The sequence below is a fragment of the Hymenobacter gelipurpurascens genome, from assembly GCF_900187375.1.
GTDB classification, from domain to species: domain Bacteria; phylum Bacteroidota; class Bacteroidia; order Cytophagales; family Hymenobacteraceae; genus Hymenobacter; species Hymenobacter gelipurpurascens.
Genome location: NZ_FYEW01000001.1, coordinates 1,775,953 through 1,799,050, shown reverse-complemented (window position 1 = coordinate 1,799,050; position 23,098 = coordinate 1,775,953). Strand labels below are relative to the sequence as shown.

General features: G+C 58.7%; 16 protein-coding genes. 5 read left to right on the top strand and 11 right to left on the bottom strand.

Going from position 1 to position 23,098, the window contains the following annotated elements; translation table 11 throughout:
* The first annotated feature begins 63 nt into the window (after positions 1–63).
* The 4 genes from CFT68_RS07665 to CFT68_RS07650 all read left to right on the top strand — a co-directional run bounded on the left by CFT68_RS07665 (position 64) and on the right by CFT68_RS07650 (position 4,793).
* Positions 64–1,425: an MFS transporter gene (locus CFT68_RS07665; RefSeq protein ID WP_088842789.1), complete on the top strand. Its 1,362-nt coding sequence runs from the start codon at positions 64–66 to the stop codon at positions 1,423–1,425.
* A gap of 20 nt (positions 1,426–1,445) precedes the next feature.
* Entirely contained in the window at positions 1,446–1,919 is a 474-nt protein-coding gene (locus CFT68_RS07660) for a nuclear transport factor 2 family protein (protein ID WP_245815307.1), read from the top strand.
* A gap of 189 nt (positions 1,920–2,108) precedes the next feature.
* On the top strand, positions 2,109–3,161 hold the full coding sequence (gene fbp / locus CFT68_RS07655; RefSeq protein ID WP_088842788.1) for a class 1 fructose-bisphosphatase: 1,053 nt from the start codon (positions 2,109–2,111) through the stop codon (positions 3,159–3,161).
* 93 nt (positions 3,162–3,254) lie between these two features.
* Complete coding sequence (locus CFT68_RS07650; protein ID WP_088842787.1) at positions 3,255–4,793, top strand: aldehyde dehydrogenase family protein; 1,539 nt, start codon at positions 3,255–3,257, stop codon at positions 4,791–4,793.
* Between the two features lie 164 nt (positions 4,794–4,957).
* Here CFT68_RS07650 and CFT68_RS07645 read toward each other — a convergent pair whose 3' ends face one another.
* Positions 4,958–6,820: a prolipoprotein diacylglyceryl transferase family protein gene (locus CFT68_RS07645; protein WP_088842786.1), complete on the bottom strand. Its 1,863-nt coding sequence runs from the start codon at positions 6,818–6,820 to the stop codon at positions 4,958–4,960.
* 343 nt (positions 6,821–7,163) lie between these two features.
* Positions 7,164–8,675, bottom strand: coding sequence for an SDR family oxidoreductase (locus CFT68_RS07640; RefSeq protein WP_088842785.1), 1,512 nt, complete (start codon positions 8,673–8,675; stop codon positions 7,164–7,166).
* A 233-nt stretch (positions 8,676–8,908) separates the two neighbouring features.
* Between CFT68_RS07640 and CFT68_RS07635 the strand changes: the two genes are divergently transcribed.
* A complete protein-coding gene (locus CFT68_RS07635) occupies positions 8,909–10,549 on the top strand; it encodes an ArnT family glycosyltransferase (RefSeq protein ID WP_170934731.1) in 1,641 nt (546 codons plus the stop codon).
* A gap of 259 nt (positions 10,550–10,808) precedes the next feature.
* Here CFT68_RS07635 and lysA read toward each other — a convergent pair whose 3' ends face one another.
* The 9 genes from lysA to CFT68_RS21930 all read right to left on the bottom strand — a co-directional run bounded on the left by lysA (position 10,809) and on the right by CFT68_RS21930 (position 23,054).
* Positions 10,809–11,951 carry a diaminopimelate decarboxylase gene (gene lysA / locus CFT68_RS07630; protein ID WP_088842783.1) on the bottom strand — a complete coding sequence of 381 codons (1,143 nt, stop codon included), beginning with the start codon at positions 11,949–11,951 and terminating at the stop codon, positions 10,809–10,811.
* Positions 11,952–12,195: 244 nt separating this feature from the next.
* Positions 12,196–13,521, bottom strand: coding sequence for an aspartate kinase (locus CFT68_RS07625; protein WP_088842782.1), 1,326 nt, complete (start codon positions 13,519–13,521; stop codon positions 12,196–12,198).
* Positions 13,522–13,938: 417 nt separating this feature from the next.
* Positions 13,939–14,451 carry a hypothetical protein gene (locus CFT68_RS07620; RefSeq protein ID WP_088842781.1) on the bottom strand — a complete coding sequence of 171 codons (513 nt, stop codon included), beginning with the start codon at positions 14,449–14,451 and terminating at the stop codon, positions 13,939–13,941.
* A gap of 114 nt (positions 14,452–14,565) precedes the next feature.
* Positions 14,566–15,165 (bottom strand): glutathione peroxidase, encoded by a 600-nt coding sequence (locus CFT68_RS07615; RefSeq protein WP_088842780.1) that lies wholly within the window; start codon positions 15,163–15,165, stop codon positions 14,566–14,568.
* Positions 15,166–15,252: 87 nt separating this feature from the next.
* The gene (locus tag CFT68_RS21475; protein WP_141106487.1) at positions 15,253–16,053 is read right to left on the bottom strand and encodes a hypothetical protein; all 801 of its coding nucleotides are present in this window, start codon (positions 16,051–16,053) and stop codon (positions 15,253–15,255) included.
* 133 nt (positions 16,054–16,186) lie between these two features.
* Positions 16,187–17,545: a M20/M25/M40 family metallo-hydrolase gene (locus CFT68_RS07610; RefSeq protein ID WP_088842779.1), complete on the bottom strand. Its 1,359-nt coding sequence runs from the start codon at positions 17,543–17,545 to the stop codon at positions 16,187–16,189.
* Positions 17,546–17,713: 168 nt separating this feature from the next.
* Positions 17,714–18,937 carry a beta-ketoacyl synthase N-terminal-like domain-containing protein gene (locus tag CFT68_RS07605; RefSeq protein ID WP_088842778.1) on the bottom strand — a complete coding sequence of 408 codons (1,224 nt, stop codon included), beginning with the start codon at positions 18,935–18,937 and terminating at the stop codon, positions 17,714–17,716.
* On the bottom strand, positions 18,930–20,252 hold the full coding sequence (gene bioA, locus CFT68_RS07600; protein ID WP_088842777.1) for an adenosylmethionine--8-amino-7-oxononanoate transaminase: 1,323 nt from the start codon (positions 20,250–20,252) through the stop codon (positions 18,930–18,932). Before bioA ends, CFT68_RS07605 begins: the two co-directional genes overlap by 8 nt.
* Positions 20,253–20,348: 96 nt before the next feature.
* Positions 20,349–23,054, bottom strand: a complete 2,706-nt coding sequence (locus tag CFT68_RS21930) for a gliding motility-associated C-terminal domain-containing protein (RefSeq protein ID WP_212590371.1) — start codon at positions 23,052–23,054, stop codon at positions 20,349–20,351.
* Positions 23,055–23,098 lie beyond the last annotated feature (44 nt).

Sequence of the window (23,098 nt, the reverse complement as noted above, 5' to 3'; positions counted from 1 at the left end):
AGTGGCCTAGCGCCTGCCTCTTTCGGTTCCTGAATTTCTCCCACCGCATTCAGCCCGACCTCTATGATACAAACCACTTCTGCTGCACCGGCAACCGCCACCGGTATCGGGAAGTACCGCTGGACCATCTGCTCGCTGGTGTTCTTCGCTACCACGGTCAATTACCTCGACCGAGCGGTTATTTCCCTGCTGAAGCCGTACCTCGAAACCGAGTTCCACTGGAACGCCGGCGACTATGCCAACATCGAAATTGCTTTCAAACTGGCCTACTCGTTGGGTATGCTGGGGGTGGGGCGCATTATCGATAAGCTGGGGACTAAGATGGGTTATGCCCTGTCTACTTTCCTGTGGAGTCTGGCCGCCATCGGGCATGCCTTGGTCAGCAGTACGCTGGGTTTCAGTGTGGCGCGGGCCTTTTTGGGCGTAACAGAGGCCGGCAACTTCCCCGCTGCCATCAAAACCACCGCCGAGTGGTTTCCGCAGAAGGAGCGGGCACTGGCTACGGGCATTTTCAACTCGGGCTCCAACGTGGGCGCTATCATTGCGCCGCTCACCGTGCCGTGGATTGCTGAAACCTGGGGCTGGAAATGGGCTTTTGTCATTACCGGCGCGCTGGGGTTTGTGTGGCTGGTGCTCTGGTTTGTGCTGTACGAAGTGCCAGCCAAGCACGCTAAGCTCACGAAGGCTGAGTTCGAGTATATCCACAGTGATGTGGATGATATGGCGGCGGCTTCCATCACCACCCAGCCTAAGGTTTCGTGGTTTAAGCTGCTCACGTTTCGGCAGACCTGGGGCTTCGTGCTCGGCAAGTTCCTGACCGATCCTATCTGGTGGTTCTACTTGTTCTGGTTGCCCGATTTCCTGAGCAAGCAGTACGGCCTCAAAGGCACTGATATTGCCTTGCCCGTGGCCATGGTGTACATGCTCTCCAGCATTGGTAGCGTGGGCGGCGGCTGGATTCCGCTGAACTTCATTAAGCATGGTATGCCGGCTTTCAAAGCTCGCAAAACCTCCATGCTGCTGATTGCCCTCTGCGTGTTCCCGATTGTGTTTGCCCAGCGTCTAGGCCAGGTAAACATGTGGCTGGCGGTGCTCGTGATTGGCATTGCGGCCGCGGCACACCAAGCCTGGAGCGCGAACATCTTTACCACCGTATCGGATATGTTCCCGAAGCGTGCCGTGGCGTCCGTTACGGGCATCGGGGGTATGGCCGGTGGTATGGGAGGTATTGTGCTGTCGGCGCTGGTGCAGAAGCGCATGTTCGTGTACTATGAGAGCATCGGCCAGCTCGACAAGGCCTATTTTATAATGTTCTGGATTTGCGGTGGAGCCTACCTGCTGGCCTGGGTGCTGATGCACTTCTTGGCGCCTACCATGAAGCAAATCAACCTCGACGAAACTGCCTCAACATCGGCGGCTCACTAATTCCTTTCTCTCCTCGCGCTATGAAAAAATCAGCTTTGCTTTTGCTGCTGGCCTTGTTGGCTGTGCCTGTTAGTATGTTCGCTCAATCCAAGAAAGACGTGGCAGCGGCCAAAGAAGTAGAAGCGCTGGAACGCCAACGTTTCGAAGCTCAGGTGAAAAAGGATTACACTGTGCTGGAGAAGGTATTTGCCGATGACCTGGTATACACACACTCCAACGGCCACCAGAACAACAAGCAGGAGTACATCCAGTCCATTCGGGATGGCAAAAGTGTGTACGATAAGATCGACGTGGAAGCCCTGAACGTGCGGGCCTACAACGACGGCAAAGCAGCCGTAGTGAATGGGACTATTACTATTTACCAGCCCAACAAACCCGACGGCACGCCCAACATTGCGCACCTGAAATATGTGGTGGTGCAGGTGAAAGACCCCAAGAAGGGCTGGCAGGTAGTGCTGTGGCAGTCGCAGAAACAGCCTGAAGCCAAAAGCTAGGCCACTTCGCGCAAGTTAGTTTAAGGAATAGATGCTGGTTAGGGAGCCCTAGGCCAGTGTTTTTCTATGTGATATTCAAAATACGACGCAGAAAAGCGGCGGCCTACTGGTGGGCGTGGAGGTTAGGGGCCACAAGCATCGGGAAGCCGCCGCGCTTCCGCATACACCCTTTTATTTCCTTTCTGGTATATGAGTATTAGTCGCGAAAACGCACTGGCCCAGCCAGTTGGCACTACGCTGGAGCGCTACATCATGCGCAAGCAGTCTGAGTTTGCGTACGCCACGGGCGAGTTGTCGCAGCTGCTGCGCGACATTGCGCTGGCCGGAAAAATCGTAAACCGGGAGGTAAACCGGGCTGGCCTGACCAGCATCATCGGCGCTATGGGCCAGCAGAACGTGCAGGGCGAGGCGCAGCAAAAGCTCGATGTAGAAGCCAATATCCGCTTTATCCGGGCTCTCACCAATGGGGGCGAGGCCTGTGCTGTTCTCTCAGAGGAGGAGGACGACATCATCCACACCGGCAACTGCCAGGGCAAATACGTGGTGGCCATTGACCCACTGGATGGCTCCTCGAACATCGATGTCAACATCAGCATCGGGACTATCTTCAGCATCTACCGGCGCGTGTCGGAGGTAGGGCAGGAGGCTACGCGGGAAGACTTTCTACAGGGTGGCCGCCGACAAATTGCGGCCGGCTACATACTGTATGGCTCCAGCACCATGCTGGTGTATACTACCGGGCACGGCGTGGTCGGCTTCACGTATGAAAACTCGCTGGGGGAGTTCTTCCTGTCTCATCCCAGCATCACCATTCCGGCCACCGGCAACGTGTTTTCCTGCAACGAAGGCTACTGGTTCGACTATCCGCAGTACGTGCGCGACTTTCTCATGCAGTGCAAGGAGCAAACCATGAGCGGCCGGTACGTGGGCTCCCTCGTAGCCGACTATCACCGCAATCTGTTTACGGGCGGCATTTACTTGTATCCGCCCACGCGCAAAACGCCCCAGGGCAAGCTGCGCCTGCTGTATGAAGGCTACCCGCTGGCTTTCCTCATTGAGCAGGCCGGTGGCCTGGCCATGGCTGGCACGGAGGAAGTGCTGGATATTGAGCCTACTGATTTTCATCAGCGGGCTCCGCTCTATATTGGCTCGCCGGAGCTGGTTAATCGGTTGCTGGCCTGCGCTAAAGCGGTTCCAGAGGTTCCGGTACTTGCTGCTCAAACCTCGGAAGCTGCCCGCTAGGCCACTCCCTGTTCGCAAACAATTCAAAAAAGAACCTTCTTTAGGGAGCACAACTACAGCACGCAGCTGTTGTCGGCTGCTTCTCTCTTTGCCATGACCAAAATCGTTTCGCCCCAGGTTGAGTTCGGCGGTCTGCTGAGCCAGATGAAATCCATCACTCCGGAAGTATTCACGCAGGACGGCAAGTTCCTGAACCTCATGGAAGGCCGGTGGCAGGAGCCCGGTAAGCCCCGCCCGTTTACCTCGCCCGTAGATGGCTCCGATATTGGCTCGCTGCCCATGCTCGACCATGACACCGCCGTGCGCGCCGTGCAGTTTGCCAAGCAGGAAGCCGCTGCCTGGGCCGCCGTAGACCTGGATGAGCGTAAGCGCCGCGTGCAGGACTGCCTCAACCAACTGCGCGACCAGGTAGACCTCGTGGGCAAACTACTGATCTGGGAGATTGGCAAAACCTATAAGTTGGGCTTCACCGACATCGACCGCGCTATCGAGGGCGTGCAGTGGTATGTCGATAATATTGAAGGCATGCTGGGCCAGCGCGAGCCGCTAGGCTTGGTCAGCAACATTGCTTCCTGGAACTACCCTATGTCGGTGCTGCTGCACGCGGTGCTGGTGCAGGCCCTATGTGGCAACTCGGTTATTGCCAAAACACCTACCGATGGCGGCTTCATTTCCCTGAGCCTGACCTTCGCCATTGCTCGTCGCTGCGGCCTGCCCGTTACGTTGGTGAGTGGCTCGGGCGGTGAGCTGAGCGACGTGCTGGTGAAGAATGAAGCAGTAGACTGCCTCAGCTTCGTAGGTGGCCGCTACAACGGCCGCAACATTGCTGATGCCCTGGGCTCCGTGCACAAGCGCTACATGCTGGAAATGGAAGGCGTGAACACCTACGGCATCTGGAACTACAGCGACTGGGATGGCCTAGCCGATCAGCTCAAGAAGGGCTACGACTACGGCAAGCAGCGCTGCACGGCCTACGTGCGGTTTGTGGTGGAGCGCCGCCTGTTTCCGCAGTTCGTGGAAACCTACTGGAACACCATCAAGGGCCTGAAAGTCGGCAACCCCACGCTCGTAGACAGCGCCGACGACAAGCTGCCGGATCTGGCCTTTGGACCCGTAATCAATAAAGCGCAGGCCGAAGATCTGGACCGCCTCTACGAAAACGCCCTGAAAACTGGCGCTACGCCTATTTTCGAGGGTAAGCTCGATGATAGCCTGTTCCTGCCCGGCCAGGACCGCTCGGCTTACCGCGCGCCCCGCGCCCTCGTAAATCTGCCTCGCCAAAGCGAGCTATACTTCAAGGAGCCCTTCGGCCCCATTGACTCCATTGTGCTGGTAGACCGCGTGGAGGAACTGGTAGGCGAAATGAACATCTCGAACGGAGCCTTGGTAGGGGCGCTGGCCTCTGATGACGAGAAGTGGGCGGCGCGCACCGCCAAGGAAGTGCGTGCCTTCAAGATGGGCATCAATAAACTCCGCTCGCGTGGCGACCGGGAAGAGGTATTTGGTGGCCTGGGCGAGTCGTGGAAGGGTGCTTTTGTGGGCGGTGCGCTGCTCGTGGAGGCCGTAACGGAAGGTGAAAAATCGATTCTGGGCAACTTCGAGGATGCCACCCGGCTGCCGGAGAAGATTTAGGCCAGTCTATATATTCTGCTTACCAACTCAGCGCGGCCCGAAAGGCCGCGCTGAGTTGTTTTACCGGCCTGCTCATTGGTGCAGGCCCGCCTGGAGCAGGAATAGGCCAGTGTCGCCAATGCTCAACAGGTGAAAAGAAGCTGAAGGTGCGTTGCCAATACCTATTAGCGGGTTTTCGGCGGGAACCGATAGCCCAGTCGCAAGCCCACCTGCTGTTGGTGAGGGTTGCCTAGCACCAGAAACGTGCTGGCCTGCCACTGCGGTGTAAACCGCCCCTGAGCTTCCAAAAAGCCCGACCAACGGTTCTGGCCGCTGGAAACGTCGTAGGTTTTGGCCGAAGCGGCCCCGCCGACCAGCTGCCACCGCGTGCCCCCAAATCCAGTACCCACTCCGAACCGATGCTGTGGATTGGCGGTGCCGTAACCCAGGTAGTTGTAATCGGCAATGGCGTAGGCCACCTGCCGGTCGCCGAAACGGAGGGAAGTCTGCAGATCCAGTAGGCTCTGCTTATCTCCGTAGTACAGGCGGTGGTAGCCCAGGTTGCCTACCATGAACCCGATGCCCATGCCCAGCCATTTGCGGTCTAGCTGCACATACGGGTTCAGGCCAATCAGGAAAGAGAGGCGGTCGGCGTCATACGTGTAGGGCTGTGGGTCGCCGGTGGGGGTTTGCTGGTCGGCGCCGGTGTGCACCCGCACGCCTATCGTCGTCTCGGCCTTGTGCATGTCGCCGTCCTCATCAACCCCCGGAAGCTCCGTAACGGCAAGATCGAGGGTGCCGGTAGCGTAGCGGTGGCGGTAGGCCAGCAAGGGCGAGGAGCCGTTGCAGCCGCCCCCAAGGTTTTGTTCGCGCCGGAAGTTGCCCAAGCTCAGGCTGCCGCTGAGCGTAGTGTATTTTTCGCGCCCATGGCCGGTAGTAGAATCGGCAGGGGCTTGGCTGCTGAGTATCAGTACCGTGCAGGCCAAACCGAGAGGAAGAGCCACGCGAAACGGTTGGGCCGAGCCCGCCGCACCCAGCAGCAGCGCGCCACCTTCCAGCACGAGCACCGTCAGCAGCAACGTCTTGACGACGACAACTTCCGGGAGCGTGAGGGACAGGGGCCCCAGCCAGGCCGTAAGGGCCAGCAAAGCCGCCACGGCCAACAGGTTGCGCGCCGGGAATTGGGTGGGAAGCTGCTCCGGCTGCAGGTTGTGGTGTTTGGGCCGATGCAACAGCCAGCCCCACAGGCCCAGTGCGGCCGGAGCCAACACTAGCAACGTCCATTGCACTTGCTTAAGAACCAGCCCACCGTGCGTGTGCAAGGCAGCCCCAACCTGCTCGCCAGCAGGGTCGCGCCAAAACTCAATCAGAAAGCGCCCCGTCAGCAACAGGCCTAGATGCAAGAGGCGGCGGCTACCGCCCGGCCACCGGCGGTGGCGCGTCAGGAGGAGCACAAGCCCCACAGCCACGCACAGCCCGAGCGAGTAAAGTTGCGTGGGGTGCACGGGCAAGGACCGGGCCGCTCCCAACGGCAGCAACCCCTGAGCCTGCTGTACCAAGTAGGGCAGTGTATCGGGTGGGTAGGTGAGGCCCCAGCTGCCTGCGGTAGGCTCGCCGAAGCAGCAGCCTGTGAGTACACAGCCTATGCACTGCACCGCCAGGGCCGCGCACATGGGGAGCGTAAAGGCATCGAAGACGTGCCAGCTAAACCCAAAGGGCCGCCGCAGGGCCAGCAGCGTGAGCGTGCCGGCCAGCGCTCCGCCCAATACGGTGCGCGCTTCCGTGCTAGGCCAGTAGCCGGTAGTCAGGAGGCCGCGCCACTCCCGGCCGGAAAACGCCAGAAGCTTGGTGCCCAGAATAAATGCGAGCGTAGTGCAGGCCAGCACTACCAGCCAGGGCCGCAGGGGGTAGCCCCGTCGCCGGCCTTCCGCCACCAACAGCAGTAGGTTGAGGCCAAACGCCAGCACGTAGAACAAGGAATAGAAATCGTAGCCAGCATCGGCCGGCACGGCCCAGGATACGGCGCCAAATAGTAGTAGTGGATACATCAGTAGGCAAGTAAATAAGCTCTTATTCCAGCTCCAAACTGCCTGTTCTACCACCTAAAAGGCCGCCTTTGCATCCTCATAACAAGGCGACAAATGGCGGCCGGATAAGGTCGTAACGATTGGTTGGCTACCAGGGCCGGGTGTGGCCCCATAAAAGGAATAAGTAGGGGGAGGAATAATGACTGGAAGATATGCCCAAGACTCTGATGGTCGCCAACCAATATAGGTGATTATCAGACTTAATGGATAAGGAAAAAGGAAAATAATAAACTGTAAATCAATATATTAACCTGGTCAATAAAGGACTTTATGGGTCTTGAAATTTGCTGCGCTGGATACTGGCCTAGGACGCGGCTGGTTGCGCTTGGGGCTGAGTGCCGTGCTGCGGAAGTTGAGCGGGAGATTTTTGGCCGTACTGCACGATATTCTCAATCATGCCCTTAAAAATCACGAAGTGAAAGGGCACCAGCGAATACCAGTACAGGCGGCCCGCCAGGCCCTTCGGCCGGAAGGCGGCCAACTGCTCCAGGGTGTGCGAGCCATCTTCATTGTCAAGAATGCGGAACTGCAGCCACGCCTCGCCGGGAAGCTTCATTTCGGCGTAGAGCAGTAGGCGACGGCTGGCTTTATCGGCTACGAGGACGCGCCAGAAATCGAGCGGGTCGCCGGCGCGGAGCTTGTTGGGGGAGCGGCGCCCCCGGCGCAGGCCTACACCGCCCACCAGCTTATCCATCAACCCCCTGATGCGCCACAGCCAATCTACCTTGTACCAGCCCCGGTCGCCGCCGATGCTCCAGACGTTTTGCAGTACCTCTTTGGGGTCGCGGGAGAAGCGTAGCGTCTGGCGGTCCTGGAGTAAGCCATGCTGTGGAATCTGGATGTGGTCCATGTAGTTGCGGGGCATGACACCGCTGCTGAGGGCGTCGCTCCAGCTGCTCACCACTTCGTTTTGCTCGATGCGCTGGAAAGCCAGCTCCACGGCAGCCTGGTAGCCCATGCACTCGTGGGGCAGCACCTCACGGATACTGCGTTTGGGGTCCACTACGGTGTCATTGCGCAGACTTTCCACCAGACTTTGTGCCAGGGAAAACGTTGTGCTCGTGACCAGATACAGCCACCACGACGATAGACGCGGCGTAAGTACAGGCACCGTGATGATGTAGCGCCGGTAGCCGCGCGCCTTGGCCAGCTGCAGCAGCATGTCGCGGTACGTGAGCACATCGGGCCCGCCCACGTCAAACGACTGGCCTAGGCACGCCGGGTTGTCGAGCACGTGGGTGAGGTAGTACATGATATCCCGGATGCCGATGGGCTGACAACGCGAGTTCAGCCAGCGCGGCGTCACCATCACGGGCAGCTTCTCCACCAAGTCCCGGATAATCTCAAACGACGCCGAGCCCGACCCAATGATAATGCTGGCGCGCAACACCGTGAGGGCGGCGTGCGCCGCCTCATCCAGTACGCGCTCCACGGAGCGGCGGGAGCGGAGGTGGGTACTCAGGGAGGCATCGTTGGCAATGCCGGAGAGGTAGATAATCTGGCGGGCCGTGGTGCGGTCAATGTATTCCGTGAAATGGCGCGCCGACTGCTGCTCCGACTCGAAGAAGTTTTTGTCGTGCCCACTCATGGAGTGCACCAGGTAGTAGGCCACCTCAATATCCAGGGGCAGCTCCTGCAGGCTCTCCGGTTGCAGCAAGTCGCCCTGCGCTATGGTGATCTGGCTGCGCAGGCGCTCTGGCAGCTCGAAGCGGCGGGGGTCACGGACCAGGCATACCACCTCATGGCCGGCCTCCACCAGCAGAGGCAACAGACGCTGGCCGATGTAGCCATTCGCTCCCGTAAGTAAGATCTTCATGACAACGGACTAGGTGGATGTAGTTGTGTAACTAGCAGATGCAGCGTTAGTTCTCAACCTGATTGCTAAACAGGTCTGATCAACATGATGGGCTTCTTTTCAGCAGAAGGCCCTTTTCTTTCGACGTTCACACAAGACTGGCCTAGCGCTGGTCTAGTGGCCTAGCGCTTTCTGGCTAACTTCGCGGCCGTTTTCCGCTTTACTCGCCAACGTCTTTCGCTATGCCATTTCCCATGACTTCCCGCCGCTGGCTCTGGCTGTTTCTGCTGGTGCTGGGAGCCGCGTTTTTGTTGCAGCTGGGGTCGTGGGGGCCATTGGAGAGCAGCGAAGCACGCTACTCCGAAATCGGGCGGGAGATGCTCAAGGGCCGCGACTGGCTGCACCCGCGCCTGCTCGGGATTCAGCACTTTCATAAGCCTCCGCTCACGTACTGGCTCACGGCTGCTGGCCTGGGCCTGTTCGGGGAGAACACGCTGGGCGTGCGCCTGCTGCCGGTGCTGGCAGTGCTGCTGCAAGTGGTAATCATGTATGGCCTGGGCCTCTTGCTGTTTCAGCACGACCGTGCCCGGGCGCTGGCCGCGGCTGTCATCTACGGCACCCTGCCCGTCATCCTGATTTCCGCCCTCAACGTCACGACCGACGCCTACCTGGCTACGCTGGAACTGGCTGCGGCCTATGGCATTCTGCGCTACTACCACCAGGGCGGCCCGCGGTGGCTGTACCTGTTCTGGATAGGCCTAGGGCTGGCGTTCCTGACCAAAGGCCCCGTGGGCTTTATTCTGCCCCTGATGGTGATGCTGGGCTTCTACGTGAAGCAAGGCCAGGCCAAGCGCCCCCTCACGGTGCACCATTGGCTGGGGTTTGCGCTGTTTGTGCTGGTGGGCCTGAGCTGGTATCTATACCTGATGGCCGAAGATCCGGCCTTCGTGCGCTACTTCCTCTACGAACATACCGTGGAGCGCTTCGCTAATGCCGCCACTTTCAACCGGGCTAAGCCGTGGTGGTTCTATCTGGTGCTGGCTCCCGCTACCAGCCTGCCGTGGGCCGTGGCGCTCATTGTGCGCGCTATCCAGACGCCCTGGGCCTCGGTGCCGCGACAGTGGCGCAACGTGCTCATTTTCTGGGTACTGGTGCCGCTGCTATTCTTCTCGCTTTCCAAGTCGAAGCTGCTGCTTTACGTGCTGCCCATTTTCCCAGGCGTAGTGCTGCTCACGGTGTACTACCTGGGCCGTTGCACGGAGGCCGCCCTGCACCGTTGGTACGTAAGTATTCTGGCGTTTTATGGTTTGCTGCTAGGCCTGCTCTGCATGTTGCCGGTCTTTAGCGCGGTGTTTCCGCTGGGGCTGGAAGTGCGGCCCTATACGGCGGCGTACCCGGCGGCGGGCGTGGTGGTCATGGTGCTGCTACTCACGCTCTGGACCCAGGTACGCATTGCGCCGCGCCTGTTGGTGGCTACGGTCCTGTTTACCGTCACGCTGCTGCTCACGGCCAAACCCATTATGCAGCAGAATGAGCTGGCTTTCAACGGCAGCCGCCCCCTGGCGCAATTTATCCGGGACAAAAATCTGCAGAGCCGGCAGGTGCTGGTGTATAATGAGCTGCTGCCGTCCCTGGCTTTCGAGCTAGTCCAGTTGCCGGTATCTCTTAATGATGGCAACTCAAGCCTCAACCGCGAAACCCAGTTCGAGCCCAACAATTCCTGGCACAAATACCTACTCTACCTCGACGACCCCAAACAGGAACCCCTACTTGGGAGTTTGCTGCTGCAACAGCCGGTAATGCTGGTAAAAGGCGACATAAAGCCCGAGCGCCAATGGATGCTGCGCTATTTCAAGCAGCAGCAAAAGCTGGGCAAGTGGACGGTGCTGTGGTAGGAGGTGAACTGGTGAGATGGGGGAGTTAGGCGTTCTGTAGGCCACCCTTCTGTCATTGCGAGGACGCACGACGACGCCATCTTTCCTTAGCACGCTACACTCTTTGCCCTACTCAAAAGCCCTTACTTCCACGCAGGAGTAAGGGCTTTTTTAGTCTTAAGGCTTATAATTCTGAATAGGAAGGATGGCGTCGTTCTGCGTCCTCGCAATGACAGCGCCGCCTAGGCCAGTCAAACGTCAAACTCCCCAACTCACTAGCTCACCGGTACAGCGCTTCGGCTTTCTCGCGCAGGTTGTAGCTCGATGACATGACCTCCCCATACGCCCCGGCGGAGCGGATAGCCACCAGGTCGCCGCGGCGAGTTTCGGCGAGCTGCACCGCTTTGGCAAACGTATCCGACGACTCGCAGATGGGGCCTACCACGTCGTAGGCCAGTGCCGGGAGCTGGCTGCTGATGTTCTCGATGTGGTGGTGGCTGCCGTAGAGCGCCGGCCGGATCAGCTCCGTCATGCCCGCGTCCAGGATGGCAAAGCGCGTCTGCTGGCTTTCTTTCACGTAGAGCACGCGGCTCAGGAGCGTACCCGCTTGCGCTACCACGGCGCGGCCCAGCTCCACGTGCACCTGCTGGCCGGGGCGCCGCACCAGATGCTGCTCAAACATGCCGAAGTAGGCCTTGAAATCCGGAATCGGGTTGAGGTCGGGCTGTTCGTAATCGATGCCTAGGCCACCACCCACATTCAGGTGCGGAAGCTGATGGCCGCGGCCTTCCAGCCAGGCCTGGAGCTCGTTGAGCTTGCGGCTGAGGTTGGCGAAAACGTGCAGCTCCGTAATCTGAGAGCCGATGTGCGCGTGCAGGCCAATCAACTCCACGTTGGGGAGGCTGTCTAGGCCATCTACCACGCCAGCCAGGTCGGAAAGACTGATACCGAACTTGTTAGCCTCTAGGCCAGTCGTGATGTAGGCGTGCGTATGAGCATCCACATTGGGGTTGATGCGCAGCGCCACCCGCGCCACGCGGCCTTGGGCGGCGGCCAGCTCGTTCAGCACCTGCAGCTCCGGCACCGATTCCGCATTGAAGCAGAAAATATCGGCGGCCAATGCCCGATTGATTTCCGCGTCGGATTTACCCACGCCCGCAAATACCACATGGCCGGGTGCAAAGCCCGCCTCCAGGGCGCGCTGCACTTCGCCGCCACTCACGCAGTCGGCGCCCAGGCCCGCCTGCTGAATACGCTGCAGTATGGGCAGGTTGGAGTTGGCCTTGAGCGCATAATGCACCTGAAAGTTGCCAGGCCGAGCCGCTGCGGTAAGCGCCCCCAGCGTCTGGTCCAGCAGCGTGAGGTCGTAGTAGTAAAAAGGGGTCGGCTGCGAAACGAGTTCGGCCGGAAGTTGAAAAGGCATGGTGCTACGAGGGCAACTGAAAACAAATACTAGAACTACTAGCTCCCCTCCTCAGCTGAGGAGAGGTTGGGGGGGACTGGCCTAGAACGACTACGCTGGAACGACTTCCATTTGACCGTCATTCCGAGCTTGTCGAGGAATCTCGCGTGCTGAGGTTGTGGTCGTAATCCTGACGTCAGCACGCGAGATTCCTCGACAAGCTCGGAATGACGTCTTGGTGTGGTTGTTTTAGCCAGCAAAGACGTTACCGCTGGAACAAACCGGCGTTCAGCGCCTGCAAGGCGCGTACTTTATCGTTGGTGTGCACCAAAATACTGATGTTGTTAGGCGAGCCGCCGTAGCTGATCATGCGCACCGCAATGTCCTTGAGAGCCGCAAAGGCCCGGTTTGCCGCGCCGTGAGCATCCTGCTCCAGGTTGCCAACCAAACAAATGATGGTCTGGTTCTCATCTACTTCCACGTTGGCGAAGCGCTGCAGCTCCTCCAGAATTAGGGGCAGGCGCGTCGCGTCGTCGATAGTCAGGGACACGGCTACCTCCGAGGTCGTAATCATGTCGATAGAGGTGCGGTAGCGCTCAAACACCTCGAAGATGGTGCGCAGGAAACCATGGGCCAGCAGCATGCGGCTCGACTTCACGTTAATGGCCGTAATGCCGTCTTTCGCCGCCACCGCCTTGATGGCTTCGGCGCCCGTTTTGGCCGAAATCAGGGTGCCGGGTGCTTCAGGCTGCATGGTGTTGAGCAGGCGCACCGGAATGCCGTGCTGGCGGGCCGGCAGTACCGAGCTAGGGTGCAGAATCTTCGCGCCGAAGTAGGCCAGCTCGGCCGCCTCATCAAACGACAGCTCCCGAATAGGGTAGGTGCCCTTCACGATGCGTGGGTCGTTGTTGTGTAGGCCATCGATGTCGGTCCAGATTTGGATTTCCTCAGCGTCGGCAGCAGCACCAATCAGCGAGGCAGAGTAGTCGGAGCCGCCGCGCTTGAGGTTATCAATCTCACCCTGGATGTTCCGGCAGATATAGCCCTGCGTGATGAACAGCTGCTCCGCCGCGTACGGCGCCAGCGTAGCGGCCAGATGCTCCCGGATGTAGGCCGCGTCCGGCTCGTCGTCGGCATCGAGGCGCATGAAGTCCAGCGCGGACAGCAGCACGGCGGGGCGGCCGAGGATGCGCGTCACGTAGCGGTGCATCAGCAGCGTGCTCAGCAGCTCACCCTGGGCCAGAATTACCCGCTCGGCCGCAGCTGAGTAGGGTTCCGAAGCCAGGTCGAGGATGGCCTGAAAGCGCTGGTCGAGGTGCTCGATGGCTTCGGCGGCCACGGCGGGCTCGGGCAGCAGCTCCTGGGCTACGGCGTGGTAGCGCTGGCGCAGGGCTCCGAGGTTGGCGGTAGCGCCCGTCACGTTGCCCACGTGCAGCAGGCCCGCTATTTCCACCAGCGCGTTGGTAGTGCCCGACATGGCCGACAGCACCACGATACGCCGCTGCAAATGGGGCGCGTGTATCAGTTCGGCTACTTCGCGCATCCGCTGCGCTGACCCGACGGACGTGCCGCCAAACTTTAAAATCTTCATAAACGGTGAAAAACTGGAGAGTAAGAGGCGAAAAAGGGAGGCCGTTGATTGCGGCCGGTTACGGGCGAAAAAAGCGCCGACCCTTGGTAGGACCGGCGCTTGCATTCTTATTCGGGTACGACGAACAGGTGCGACGGTCAGGTCGGGTTACGTTTCTTCGATTTCTTGACCATCAGCAGGCCGGCGTTCAGGCCAGCCACGCGCTTACACTTCTTGCCAGTCATCACGCACACGCTTGCCACACGGGCAGCAGCCCGCGGTAAGAAAGTGCAAGATGAAGTAATAACAGCCGACATTGCCAGGAGAGGTGTGAGTGCGCCACAGGCATAGTCTGTGGTTTTGCGGCCGCAAGTAAAGCGTTTATGTTAGAAACTCCAGCGGGCCGTATCAGAAAATTTCTATTTAGCCACTAGTGGCCTAGCTGGCCAGCTGCTTCCTGACCCAGTCCGTGAGCGTGCCTTTGGCGTTCAGGCCCGCTAGCATATCGAGCTGTTTGTTGCGCTTGATGCCTCCCGCCTGATAGCCCTTAAGAACAGTTTTCAGCGCTTCGGTATTCAATACCACCGGGTCTTTCACCTCCGTATGCTGCAGTTGGTAGCGGGCCCAACCGCCCATAAAGAGCAGCAGCAACTCTGGTTCCTGCGCCGTGAGGTCGGCCACATATTTCTGCATCTGCACCGATACATCGGGGGCGCCGCTGATCCACTGAAATAAAAAGCGGGTGGCTTCGCGGCGCTTCTCTATCTGCTGGTTGATGGGCGTAACCTCCAGCCAGTTTACCGTCTTAATGATATCGGCCTTGTACTCGTCGTAATCGTCGGGCGACTGCAGCGTGTAGCCGGAGGGTGGCTTGTAGGCCACCGTCTGGGCGAAAGCCAGGGGTGCCCCGGCCAGACAGGTGAAGAGGAGGAGTAGCGTAAGCGTCTTCATGCAGAGCAGCGGATAGGAAGTAGGGGAGATGCGCAACCAATACTACCAAAAAGCCAGGCTTCTGCAACTCGCTTGCCAAAAGATATTTTTGGGGCGTGCTTACCGCGTTATGAGCTAAGCCTGAGGAGCTTTGATGGTGCTGGTAACCGTCTCGCTGAGCGGAGAAACGGCGGGGCCAAAGTAGTGCGTCAGGCGGCCATCCTCACTGATGAGATACTTCGAGAAATTCCAGTCGGGCGCCTGCTCATTCCAGCCATTCTGGCGGGCATTGCTGAGCCACTTATACACCGGGTTTTGCTCGCCCTGTTTCACCACTACGCTCTTTTTCATCAGCGGAAACGATACGCCAAAGTTGACCTGGCAGAACTGCTCGATGGTTTTGTCGTCGTCCTTTTCCTGCTCCGCGAAATCATTGGCCGGAAAGCCCAGCACCACCAACTGATCGGCAAACTGCTCCGAAAGCTGTTGCAGTTCCTCGTACTGGTTGGTGAAGCCGCAGTTGGAGGCCGTATTCACCAGCAGCACTTTCTTGCCGCGCAATTCCTCAAACTTCAGTTGCTTACCCGAATTTAGCTGGCTGGCAAGGTCATAGAACGGTACGGGCGCGGCGGCCTGATTCTCGTTCTTCAGCACCTTCCCCTTGCTGCTGGATTTGGACAGCCGCATGATAAGCGGGTAAAGGAACTTCATCAGTTTCTGGCGGAATGAGGGCATTGATCTGAGGTTAAGGGAATCCGAAGGTACTGTATCTGGCACGATACCTAGGCTTGGCCTCCGGATCTAGTTGCATAGAGTAATGGCCTAGTGCCAAGGCGTAGGACCTATAACTGGTGCCTGGAAAGGTATTGGCTGCCCGCTGGCCGTAGATCGATTGCCTGCTGCGTCAATTGCCTCAAAAAGTACAGTGCAATCTTCTTGGTAGGAAAATCTGAAGTCTCCGGAGCAGGTAAACCAACCCAACGCTAACTGACCTTCCCAGGGGGACATGTATGTGGTGCTTTTGAGCCCGCTGCGTAAATGATGCACCGTAGCTTTAATGAAGTATGGGGAAGTGTCGCTCAAAGGGCAGGAAAAAAGAACGTAGTTTTCTGTTCCTTCACTATTATCCGAAAATACCTTTTTTACTACTGCTGGAGTAGTATGCCAGATTGGCGCCTGGGTATCTGGAACAGCCGCTACTCGCCATCGGTAATTGGTGGTTTTGGGTGCTTTAGGCATCTTTCCATTTTGGAAAATCCAATACAGGTTTTCGTCATCATTGCGTGCTCTGAGCTCGTAAACGCTATCTAGTAAGAGAGAGCGGCTTGGTTGAAGCAACAGCATTATGGTATTATTCGGATGTACAATTCTGTCTTTCACTACGAGAAGTACTGAATCGTGAGCCGACCAAAGAGAAACTTCGGTGGCATGACCAATCTTCTGTATCTCCAAAGCTAAAGGGCTAAAACCAGCGTCAATCAGCAATGTCTGACGGGGTTGGATTGTCTCTGTTTTTGCACTAGGCCACCCACCCACCCACGGCGAGGACTCGCATTGCCCTAGTGCCGGCGCAATACGAAGCACCAGCAAAAAACAAAGAGCAGCAAGGCCTAAACGGGACATAGTAAAGTGCTTGTAACAGGAAAGAGGAGAGGCTCATAACCGGCCCTACTTAACCATATTGAGCCGCCAGCACGCGTTATACATAACGCGTGCTGGCGGCTCAATATGGTTAGAATCTGATAATAAAGGTGGCCTAGCGCACCGGCTTCGGCAGCACCGGCAGGCTCTCATGGCCCTCGGCGTCTACAGATACCACCCCGAAAATGAAGTTATCCTTGCTGTGGGGTAGGTCGGCTTTGGTGTCGGTTACGTAGAACTTCTGCTGCCACTCCGGGGCGCTGGTTTCGCGCATCAGCACGTAGTAGCCGGCGGGTTTTTCGCCGGCTTTGGGCGCTTCCCACTTCAGCTGGGTGCGGTTGGTGAGCTCGGCCGTGAGCACGCCCACATTCTCGGGGGCGGCGGGAGCCAGGGCGAGGCTAGCCAGCGTAGCCAAGTTTACGCCGGTGTTTTTGCGCAGGTAGGCGAAGTCCATGAACTTGGCGTAGTCGCCGTATTCAGTGCCATTTTCGGTGCGCAAATCCTGGTGCTGGTGGCGGAAGTCCTCATTCATCTCAGAAAAGCGCACCGCCGTGAAGCCCTGCTGATTGAAGGGTGTATGGTCGCCGCCGCGCAGGAAACGGTCGGGGCGATACTCCAGCACTACCTCGTGGCCGGGCACGTGCTGCTTGGTAACCATACGGGTGTAGCGGGCCAGCTGCCGGCTCGGCGAGTCGTTTTCGGAGGAAAGCGTGCGGCGCACTTTAGCTTCATCAGGCGTCTCGGTGGCGGGCACGCCCTCGCTGAACACGCGCAGCTGCGTGGTATTCTTGATTTCCGGGTCGTGGCCAGTCGAGTTACCCATGATGTCGTTGTTGAGCATCGCCACCAGGTTCCAGCCTTCCTTTTTGGCTCGCTTGGCCAAGTGTGTGGAGCCGTAGAGGCCCTGCTCTTCGCCCTGCACCGCCACAAAAATGATGGTAGCGGGGTACTGCTGCTGCGACATCACGCGGGCCAGCTCCATCACGGCTACTGTACCGGAACCGTCGTCGTTGGCGCCGGGCGCGTCGGCGGTGGCGTTCATCACATCCGACACGCGGGAGTCGATGTGGCCGCTCACGATGAACACGCGCTTATCGGTGGGGTCGGTGCCGGGCAGCGTGGCCATTACGTTGGCCATAACCACGGGCTTATTGATACGGCGGCCATCGGGCTTAATCGTGAAAGTGTCCTGCTCTACTTTCAGGCGCCCCCCGTTGGCTTTGCTGTACTTTTTGAACTCATCTTCCACCCAATTACGGGCGGCCCCAATGCCGCGCTTCTTGCTTTTGGTGTCGGAGAGCGTGTGGCGCGTGCCGAAGCTCACAAGCTTGTCAATATCAGTGCGCAAATTCTTTTCCGAAACCTCCTGCACCATCTTGGAGATGATAGGATCGGGGGTGGTGCTCGGTTGGTTTTGGGCAAAAGCTGAAGCCGACAGGCCTAGCGTAAATAGGAGCGGAGTAAGACGACGCATGCAGGAACGAGAAAAGTGGAAACGGTGTACAGACGCAGACAGGCACTAACCGTTGCGGATACTACAGGGAAGAAGCCGATGAAGCTGTAAATACGCACCGTTTTACGGTATTTCTTTCAATAATTTGCCAAATACATGCACGGCAACTGCACATATTGGCAATAAGCACTACCGGAGCGAGACAATTACGCTGGCCGCATTACCGCCAAACCCGGCCGCGTTCACCAGGATGCGGCGGAGTGGCCTAGCCCCAGATGGAACCGATAAATCGGTAGGAAAAGGCGGCCTAGGCCACTGCTGCGTTTCCAGTACGTGTAGCGCGAAGTCGAGGCTCAACGCCGCGGAAGCACCCAGCGTATGGCCTATCAGCCACTTGTTGGACAGCAGCAGCGGCAGCGCTTCCCCGAATACGGCGCGCAGGGCGGCCCGCTCCGCCGCGTCGCCGGCTGGGGTGCCGGGGCTGTGCAGTACTACGGCATCTACCTCATGCAGTGCACAGCCCGACTGGCCTAGGGCCTGGCGCATGGCCTGCTGAAAGTGCTTGCCATCAACGGAAAGGCCAGTTTTACTGCCGATGGCCTCAAACCCGAAGCCCACTCCTTCCAGCACCGCCACTTGGTTGCGGGGCTGCTCAGCCAGGCTTGCGGCAAATACTTTCTCCAGCGCAAACACCGCCGCACCTTCCCCCAGTACAAACGTGGAGGGCTTGCCGGCTCCGGGCCGACAGGGAAAATCCTGGGCGGCAAACGGCGAGTAGATGCCAATGGCCTGCATCTGGGCCAACGTGAAATCGGTGAGGGGAGCCTCGGTGCCACCGGCTAAAAACCGTGTGGTCATGCCCGCGCGCAGCCACGCCATAGCATTGCCGAGGGCCTGAAACGCGCTGCTGCAGGTGCTGGAGTGGCTCAGGTTGGCGCCGCCGGTGCTACCAGCATCGTAGGCCACCCAGCTGGCCACATTGCCCAGCGTGGTGAGGGGGGAGGCGGCCACTGGTACGGAGCCTTCGCGCAGAAACTCCGCGTGAAACTCCTCCAACCGGCCCGTAGCACCCCGGCTGCTTCCCATGCTGACGCTGATTTCTGCCTCGCGTGGGTCCGGGGAAACTGGCCGAGCGTTGTCCCAGCCGGCAGCGGAAGTAGCTTGGCGAGATGCCAGCAGGCCTAGGAGCACCGTGCGGTCGAGCTGGCGGTAGGCGGTTTGGCTGCGGCGGAGCTCCTGCAGGGCCGCTTCCGCTTCGGGGGGCAAGGCCGCTATGGGCAAGCTGTGCAGGCCTGTCTGGCGAGTGGTGAACGGGGAACTTGTGCCAAACGTATCCAGCGACTGGCCTAGGGCCGATACCCGCCCGCGCCCCCGAATGACGATGAGCTCATCGGGAGAAAATGAATTAGTCATGCAGGTATTCAGGCAGGGAAGGGGCAGGCGCGAAGTTCAGGACCAGCTCACGCATGCGGCGCAGCACGGTGTAGAGCAGATCCAACTCCTCGTTGGTAGTGCAGTAGGGCGGCAGCAGGTACACCACGTTGCCGAGGGGGCGCAGTACCACATGGTGCTCCAGGGAAAGCTGGTAGAATCCGTCGCGGAGGCGGCTGAAGTAGCTGGTATCCTCGCCGGGGTCGTACTCTACGGCCAGCACCGTACCCAAGTGGCGCACCTCCCGGATGCCCGGCTGGCCCGCTATTTCCTGGCGGAAAGCAGTATGAGCCGCCGCAATACGGGCGCGCTGGGCGGAGCACTCGGGGGCGCGGGTGAGCTCCAGGCTAGCCAGGGCGGCGGCGCAGGCTACGGGGTTTGCGGTGTAGGAGTGGCCATGGAACAGGGCCTTCATCAGCTCACTGCTCAGGAAAGCCTCGTAAATGGGCGCCGCGCAGGTGGTCAGGCCCATAGCCATGGTGCCGCCCGTCAGGCCCTTGGAGAAGCACATGATGTCGGGCTGCTCCGTGAGGTAGTCAGTGGCAAAGAGGTGGCCTAGCCGGCCGAAGCCGGTCATCACCTCATCGGCAATGCAGAGTACCCCGTGCTGGTGGCAGCGCCGGATCAGTTCATCTAGCACCTCCGCAGAGTACGTGACCATGCCCGCCGTGCCCAGCATCAGCGGCTCAAAAATGAACCCAGCCACATCAGGCCGACTAACCAGCGCATCCAGCTGCTCAAGTACCTCTGCTTCGCGGCCGGGCACCGGCACATCAATAAACTCCACCTGAAACAGCAGCGGCCAGAAAGGCTGGGTGAAGGCTCCGCGGCTGCTCACGGCCATGGCCCCGAAGGTGTCGCCATGATAGGAGTTGCGGAAGCAGATAAACGTGCGGCGTTCCGGCTGGTCGAGGTTGTGGAAGTACTGCAGCACCATTTTCAGGGCCACTTCCACGGCCGTTGAGCCGTTATCGGAGTAGAAAACGCGGGCTTGATTCTGGGGCAGGATTTCCAGCAGCTGCTCGGCCAGCTCCACCGCCGCCGGGTGGGTAAAGCCGGCGAACAGTACGTGTTCCAGCGTGTGCAGCTGCTCGCTCACGCGCTTGGCAATGTGGGCGTTAGCGTGGCCGTGCAGGTTCACCCACCACGAGGAAATGCCGTCGAGGTAGCGGGTGCCATCTTCGGCAATGAGCCAGCTACCTTCGCCGCGCACAATGGGCACGGGCAGCGGGGCGGTCTGCATTTGGGTATAGGGATGCCACAGTACGGCGTGGTCCCGCTGAGCGAGGGTAGGCATGGGTGGTAAACAGGCTAGGGCCGCAAAGGTAACGCACGAAGCATCGGCAAGTGGCCTAGTACCCCTTCACTCGCACTTCCCTAGGCCTCTCCGGGCTTACTTGGCTATCTGTACCCAACCCTTGTGGTAGGTGTTCAACCGCTTCAGAAACAGCTGGTAATAGTAGACGCCGTTCCCTAAATCAGCCCCCGACCAGCTGCCGGTATAGTTTTTCTGTTGAAACACCTGTTTGCCGTACCGATTGAAGACAGTCAGTTCGTTTTCGGGGTATAACTCAAGCTTCGGTATGCGGAACGTATCGTTGCGCTTATCACCGTTGGGAGTGAAGATATTGGCAATGATTAATGCGTGCTCAAAACTCAGCTCTACCTCATTCGACCACACCACCAGCGCATTCTTCGTATTGTTGGCTCTGATTTTATAGTGGTGCTCGAAGCCAGCTAATGCATCCAGATCTGAAACAGAAAAGCTGGAGTTGCTGAGTGGGCGCAGCAGGGTGTAGGCATCTTCCTTATCCACCTTACGCCACAGCTCATAGCGCGTGTCAGCAGGAGGCCAGCCCGTGTAGGCGTTCCAGATCAGGTCCAGCTTATCGTCGCCGGGGCGCGCCACGCCGGTGAGCCGGATAGTGCGGTGCAAGATAGTTTCCAGCGGCTCGTCGCAGTTGTTGCGGGTGCGCAGCAGGTACTCATAGCTGTAATCGTCGGCCGCCACGCCTTTGTCGGTGTACGACCCCAATGCGGTGGGTACTTGGGCGGCATCCTGCCAGGCGCTGGAACCCGCCGCCCGCCGTAGTACCGTAATGCGCTGGTTATTAGTCAGTGGCTGACTCAGTGCCCAGCTTATGGTCGCCTCATTATCGGAACCAAGGCCAATGCTGACAGCGCTCAGGCTTAGCGTGGTAGGGTCCTGGAATACATTGACGCGTAACGTATCGGATACTCCGTAGCAAATGGTATCTGCCACGGCTTGCTCTTGCACCCACAGGCGGTGCTGGCCTAGGCCAGTCCAGTTCACCGTTATTCGGCTGCTGCCTTTCCCTGTCATTACCCTGCCTCCCCGGATGCCCCAGGTGTAAACAGATCCTGTGGTTTTGGTAACTGTGTAGGCCACTCCATCCTGCTGATTCAGGCATACGGGCGTTTCTCCGGTGGGCGTTTCGGTCTGAAGAGCCGGATTGATGCGCACTGGCAGGGTAGCGATGTTGGTGCAGCTACTGCTGTTATAAGCTACAACCTGCACCGTAGCCTGCGGAATGCGTGGGCCCCAGTTTACGGTAACTTTGGCGGTGCCCTGGCCACTAACCAGCGTGCCGCCAATGATCTGCCAGCGGTACGTAAGGCCCGCCTGAGCGGCTACCTCGTACTCTACGCCCTGAATTCCGGGGCACACAGAACGGCTACCGCTGATGAGGGGAGCGGCAGGTGTAGGCTGCACAGTCACTTTCACCCGGTCGCGGAGGGTGCAATTGCCGTCGTTCACGGCCACGGTATACCACAGGTCGGTAGGGGCCGTGACCGGCGGGCCGGTGTAGCGAAATGTAGGCTTGGCGGTGGTAGCGCTGTGCAGATATGTATTTGGCGACCAGGTGTAAGCGGCTGACACAGGTGTTCCACCAAGACTGGTTGCCTCCCCCACGCACACCGTACGGTCGGGGCCGGCATCAGGCTGCAGTGGCGAGCGGTAGAGCAGGTGAGAAGCAATGCTTGGCAGGAAGGGCGACCAGCCTGGCCCCGGGTATATGTTCAGCCGTAGGTCGCAAACCTGGCCTGACAGCTCCGGCGACTGAATTACGCTTAGCGCTGTGTTAGCGTCATTGCTGCTGTAAATCCTGCCATCGGGGCCTAGCTGCTGAAAATTGAATGTGGGGCCGTTGCTGCCGTAAATCAGACGCCGAGAACCCAGAATGGTAGTGGCCGACGGGGTACTGACGTCAAACTGAATCAGTGTGTCAGCTTTCATTAGATAGAGCTTATTGCCACTGGCAGAAAACTCAGGACGCCAGTTACTGGTAGTGCCGGCGTAACTTTTGAAATTAGTAGATAAGGTGGCGACGCGAGTAACCTGGCCGGTATTGACATCGAAGCGACAGAGAACAGATCCAAGCGGTGCCGGATTGTTCGGGTTTTGATAGTTATAAACCAGCCAATTAGAAGTAGGAGAAAGTTTATAGCCATAGGACCATTGTGCCGGAACAGGAACCGATTCTGCTACCTGAGGGGCAACCCCTGACGCCGTAATACGGTGCGCAACAATCTTCTCACTGCCGGGGATTGAAGTACCGTATCCACCCACGAGCCAGTAATCTCCATTGGCACACTGGCCGGAAATAGTAAAGGACCCATGCAGATTGGGCTCTATCAACTGGTCTCTTTGCAGCACTGCGCCTGCTCCACCGTTAGCCGCCATATCCACTAGGGCATAGTACAATCCGCCAAAGGTGTTGTTGGCATAATTTATAAATCCAGTATAGAAAACGTAGCACAGTGTCGTGCTGCCCGGCTTGAGAATCAGGTAGAGCGTGGGGTTGCTGAAGTCTCGGAGAGCCAGGGTACCGTTCGGCATCTGTTGCCCATTCCGGCTAAAAATCCCGGCTTCGTTAACGTAGAAGGCTACCCGGCCAGTGGAGTCGCTGAACGTGGTTGCCTGGTTGGTGGTCCCCGTACTCTTGAGCCGCAACGTAGCGGGCGTAGTCGTAAAGTCCAGGTCGCTGTTGCCGCCCAGGTACCAATGCGCCGCCGGATGCTGGGCAAAACTGGCCGTAGAAAGCAGCACGAAAAAGAGGGTAAAAATTAATTTCATTAGCAGATAAAGTGGCCAGATAAACCGCCTATAATCCTGGTTGC

Excerpts from the sequence above, each read along its gene's own strand:
- CFT68_RS07615 (WP_088842780.1), bottom strand. The coding sequence starts at position 15,165 with ATGCCCTCATTCCGCCAGAAACTGATGAAGTTCCTTTACCCGCTTATC.
- CFT68_RS21930 (WP_212590371.1), bottom strand. The coding sequence starts at position 23,054 with ATGAAATTAATTTTTACCCTCTTTTTCGTGCTGCTTTCTACGGCCAGT.
- CFT68_RS07665 (WP_088842789.1), top strand. The coding sequence starts at position 64 with ATGATACAAACCACTTCTGCTGCACCGGCAACCGCCACCGGTATCGGG.
- CFT68_RS07620 (WP_088842781.1), bottom strand. The coding sequence starts at position 14,451 with ATGAAGACGCTTACGCTACTCCTCCTCTTCACCTGTCTGGCCGGGGCA.
- fbp (WP_088842788.1), top strand. The coding sequence starts at position 2,109 with ATGAGTATTAGTCGCGAAAACGCACTGGCCCAGCCAGTTGGCACTACG.
- CFT68_RS07625 (WP_088842782.1), bottom strand. The coding sequence starts at position 13,521 with ATGAAGATTTTAAAGTTTGGCGGCACGTCCGTCGGGTCAGCGCAGCGG.
- CFT68_RS07640 (WP_088842785.1), bottom strand. The coding sequence starts at position 8,675 with ATGAAGATCTTACTTACGGGAGCGAATGGCTACATCGGCCAGCGTCTG.
- CFT68_RS07610 (WP_088842779.1), bottom strand. The coding sequence starts at position 17,545 with ATGCGTCGTCTTACTCCGCTCCTATTTACGCTAGGCCTGTCGGCTTCA.
- CFT68_RS07635 (WP_170934731.1), top strand. The coding sequence starts at position 8,909 with ATGACTTCCCGCCGCTGGCTCTGGCTGTTTCTGCTGGTGCTGGGAGCC.
- CFT68_RS07605 (WP_088842778.1), bottom strand. The coding sequence starts at position 18,937 with ATGACTAATTCATTTTCTCCCGATGAGCTCATCGTCATTCGGGGGCGC.
- CFT68_RS07645 (WP_088842786.1), bottom strand. The coding sequence starts at position 6,820 with ATGTATCCACTACTACTATTTGGCGCCGTATCCTGGGCCGTGCCGGCC.
- lysA (WP_088842783.1), bottom strand. The coding sequence starts at position 11,951 with ATGCCTTTTCAACTTCCGGCCGAACTCGTTTCGCAGCCGACCCCTTTT.
- CFT68_RS21475 (WP_141106487.1), bottom strand. The coding sequence starts at position 16,053 with ATGTCCCGTTTAGGCCTTGCTGCTCTTTGTTTTTTGCTGGTGCTTCGT.
- CFT68_RS07650 (WP_088842787.1), top strand. The coding sequence starts at position 3,255 with ATGACCAAAATCGTTTCGCCCCAGGTTGAGTTCGGCGGTCTGCTGAGC.
- bioA (WP_088842777.1), bottom strand. The coding sequence starts at position 20,252 with ATGCCTACCCTCGCTCAGCGGGACCACGCCGTACTGTGGCATCCCTAT.
- CFT68_RS07660 (WP_245815307.1), top strand. The coding sequence starts at position 1,446 with ATGAAAAAATCAGCTTTGCTTTTGCTGCTGGCCTTGTTGGCTGTGCCT.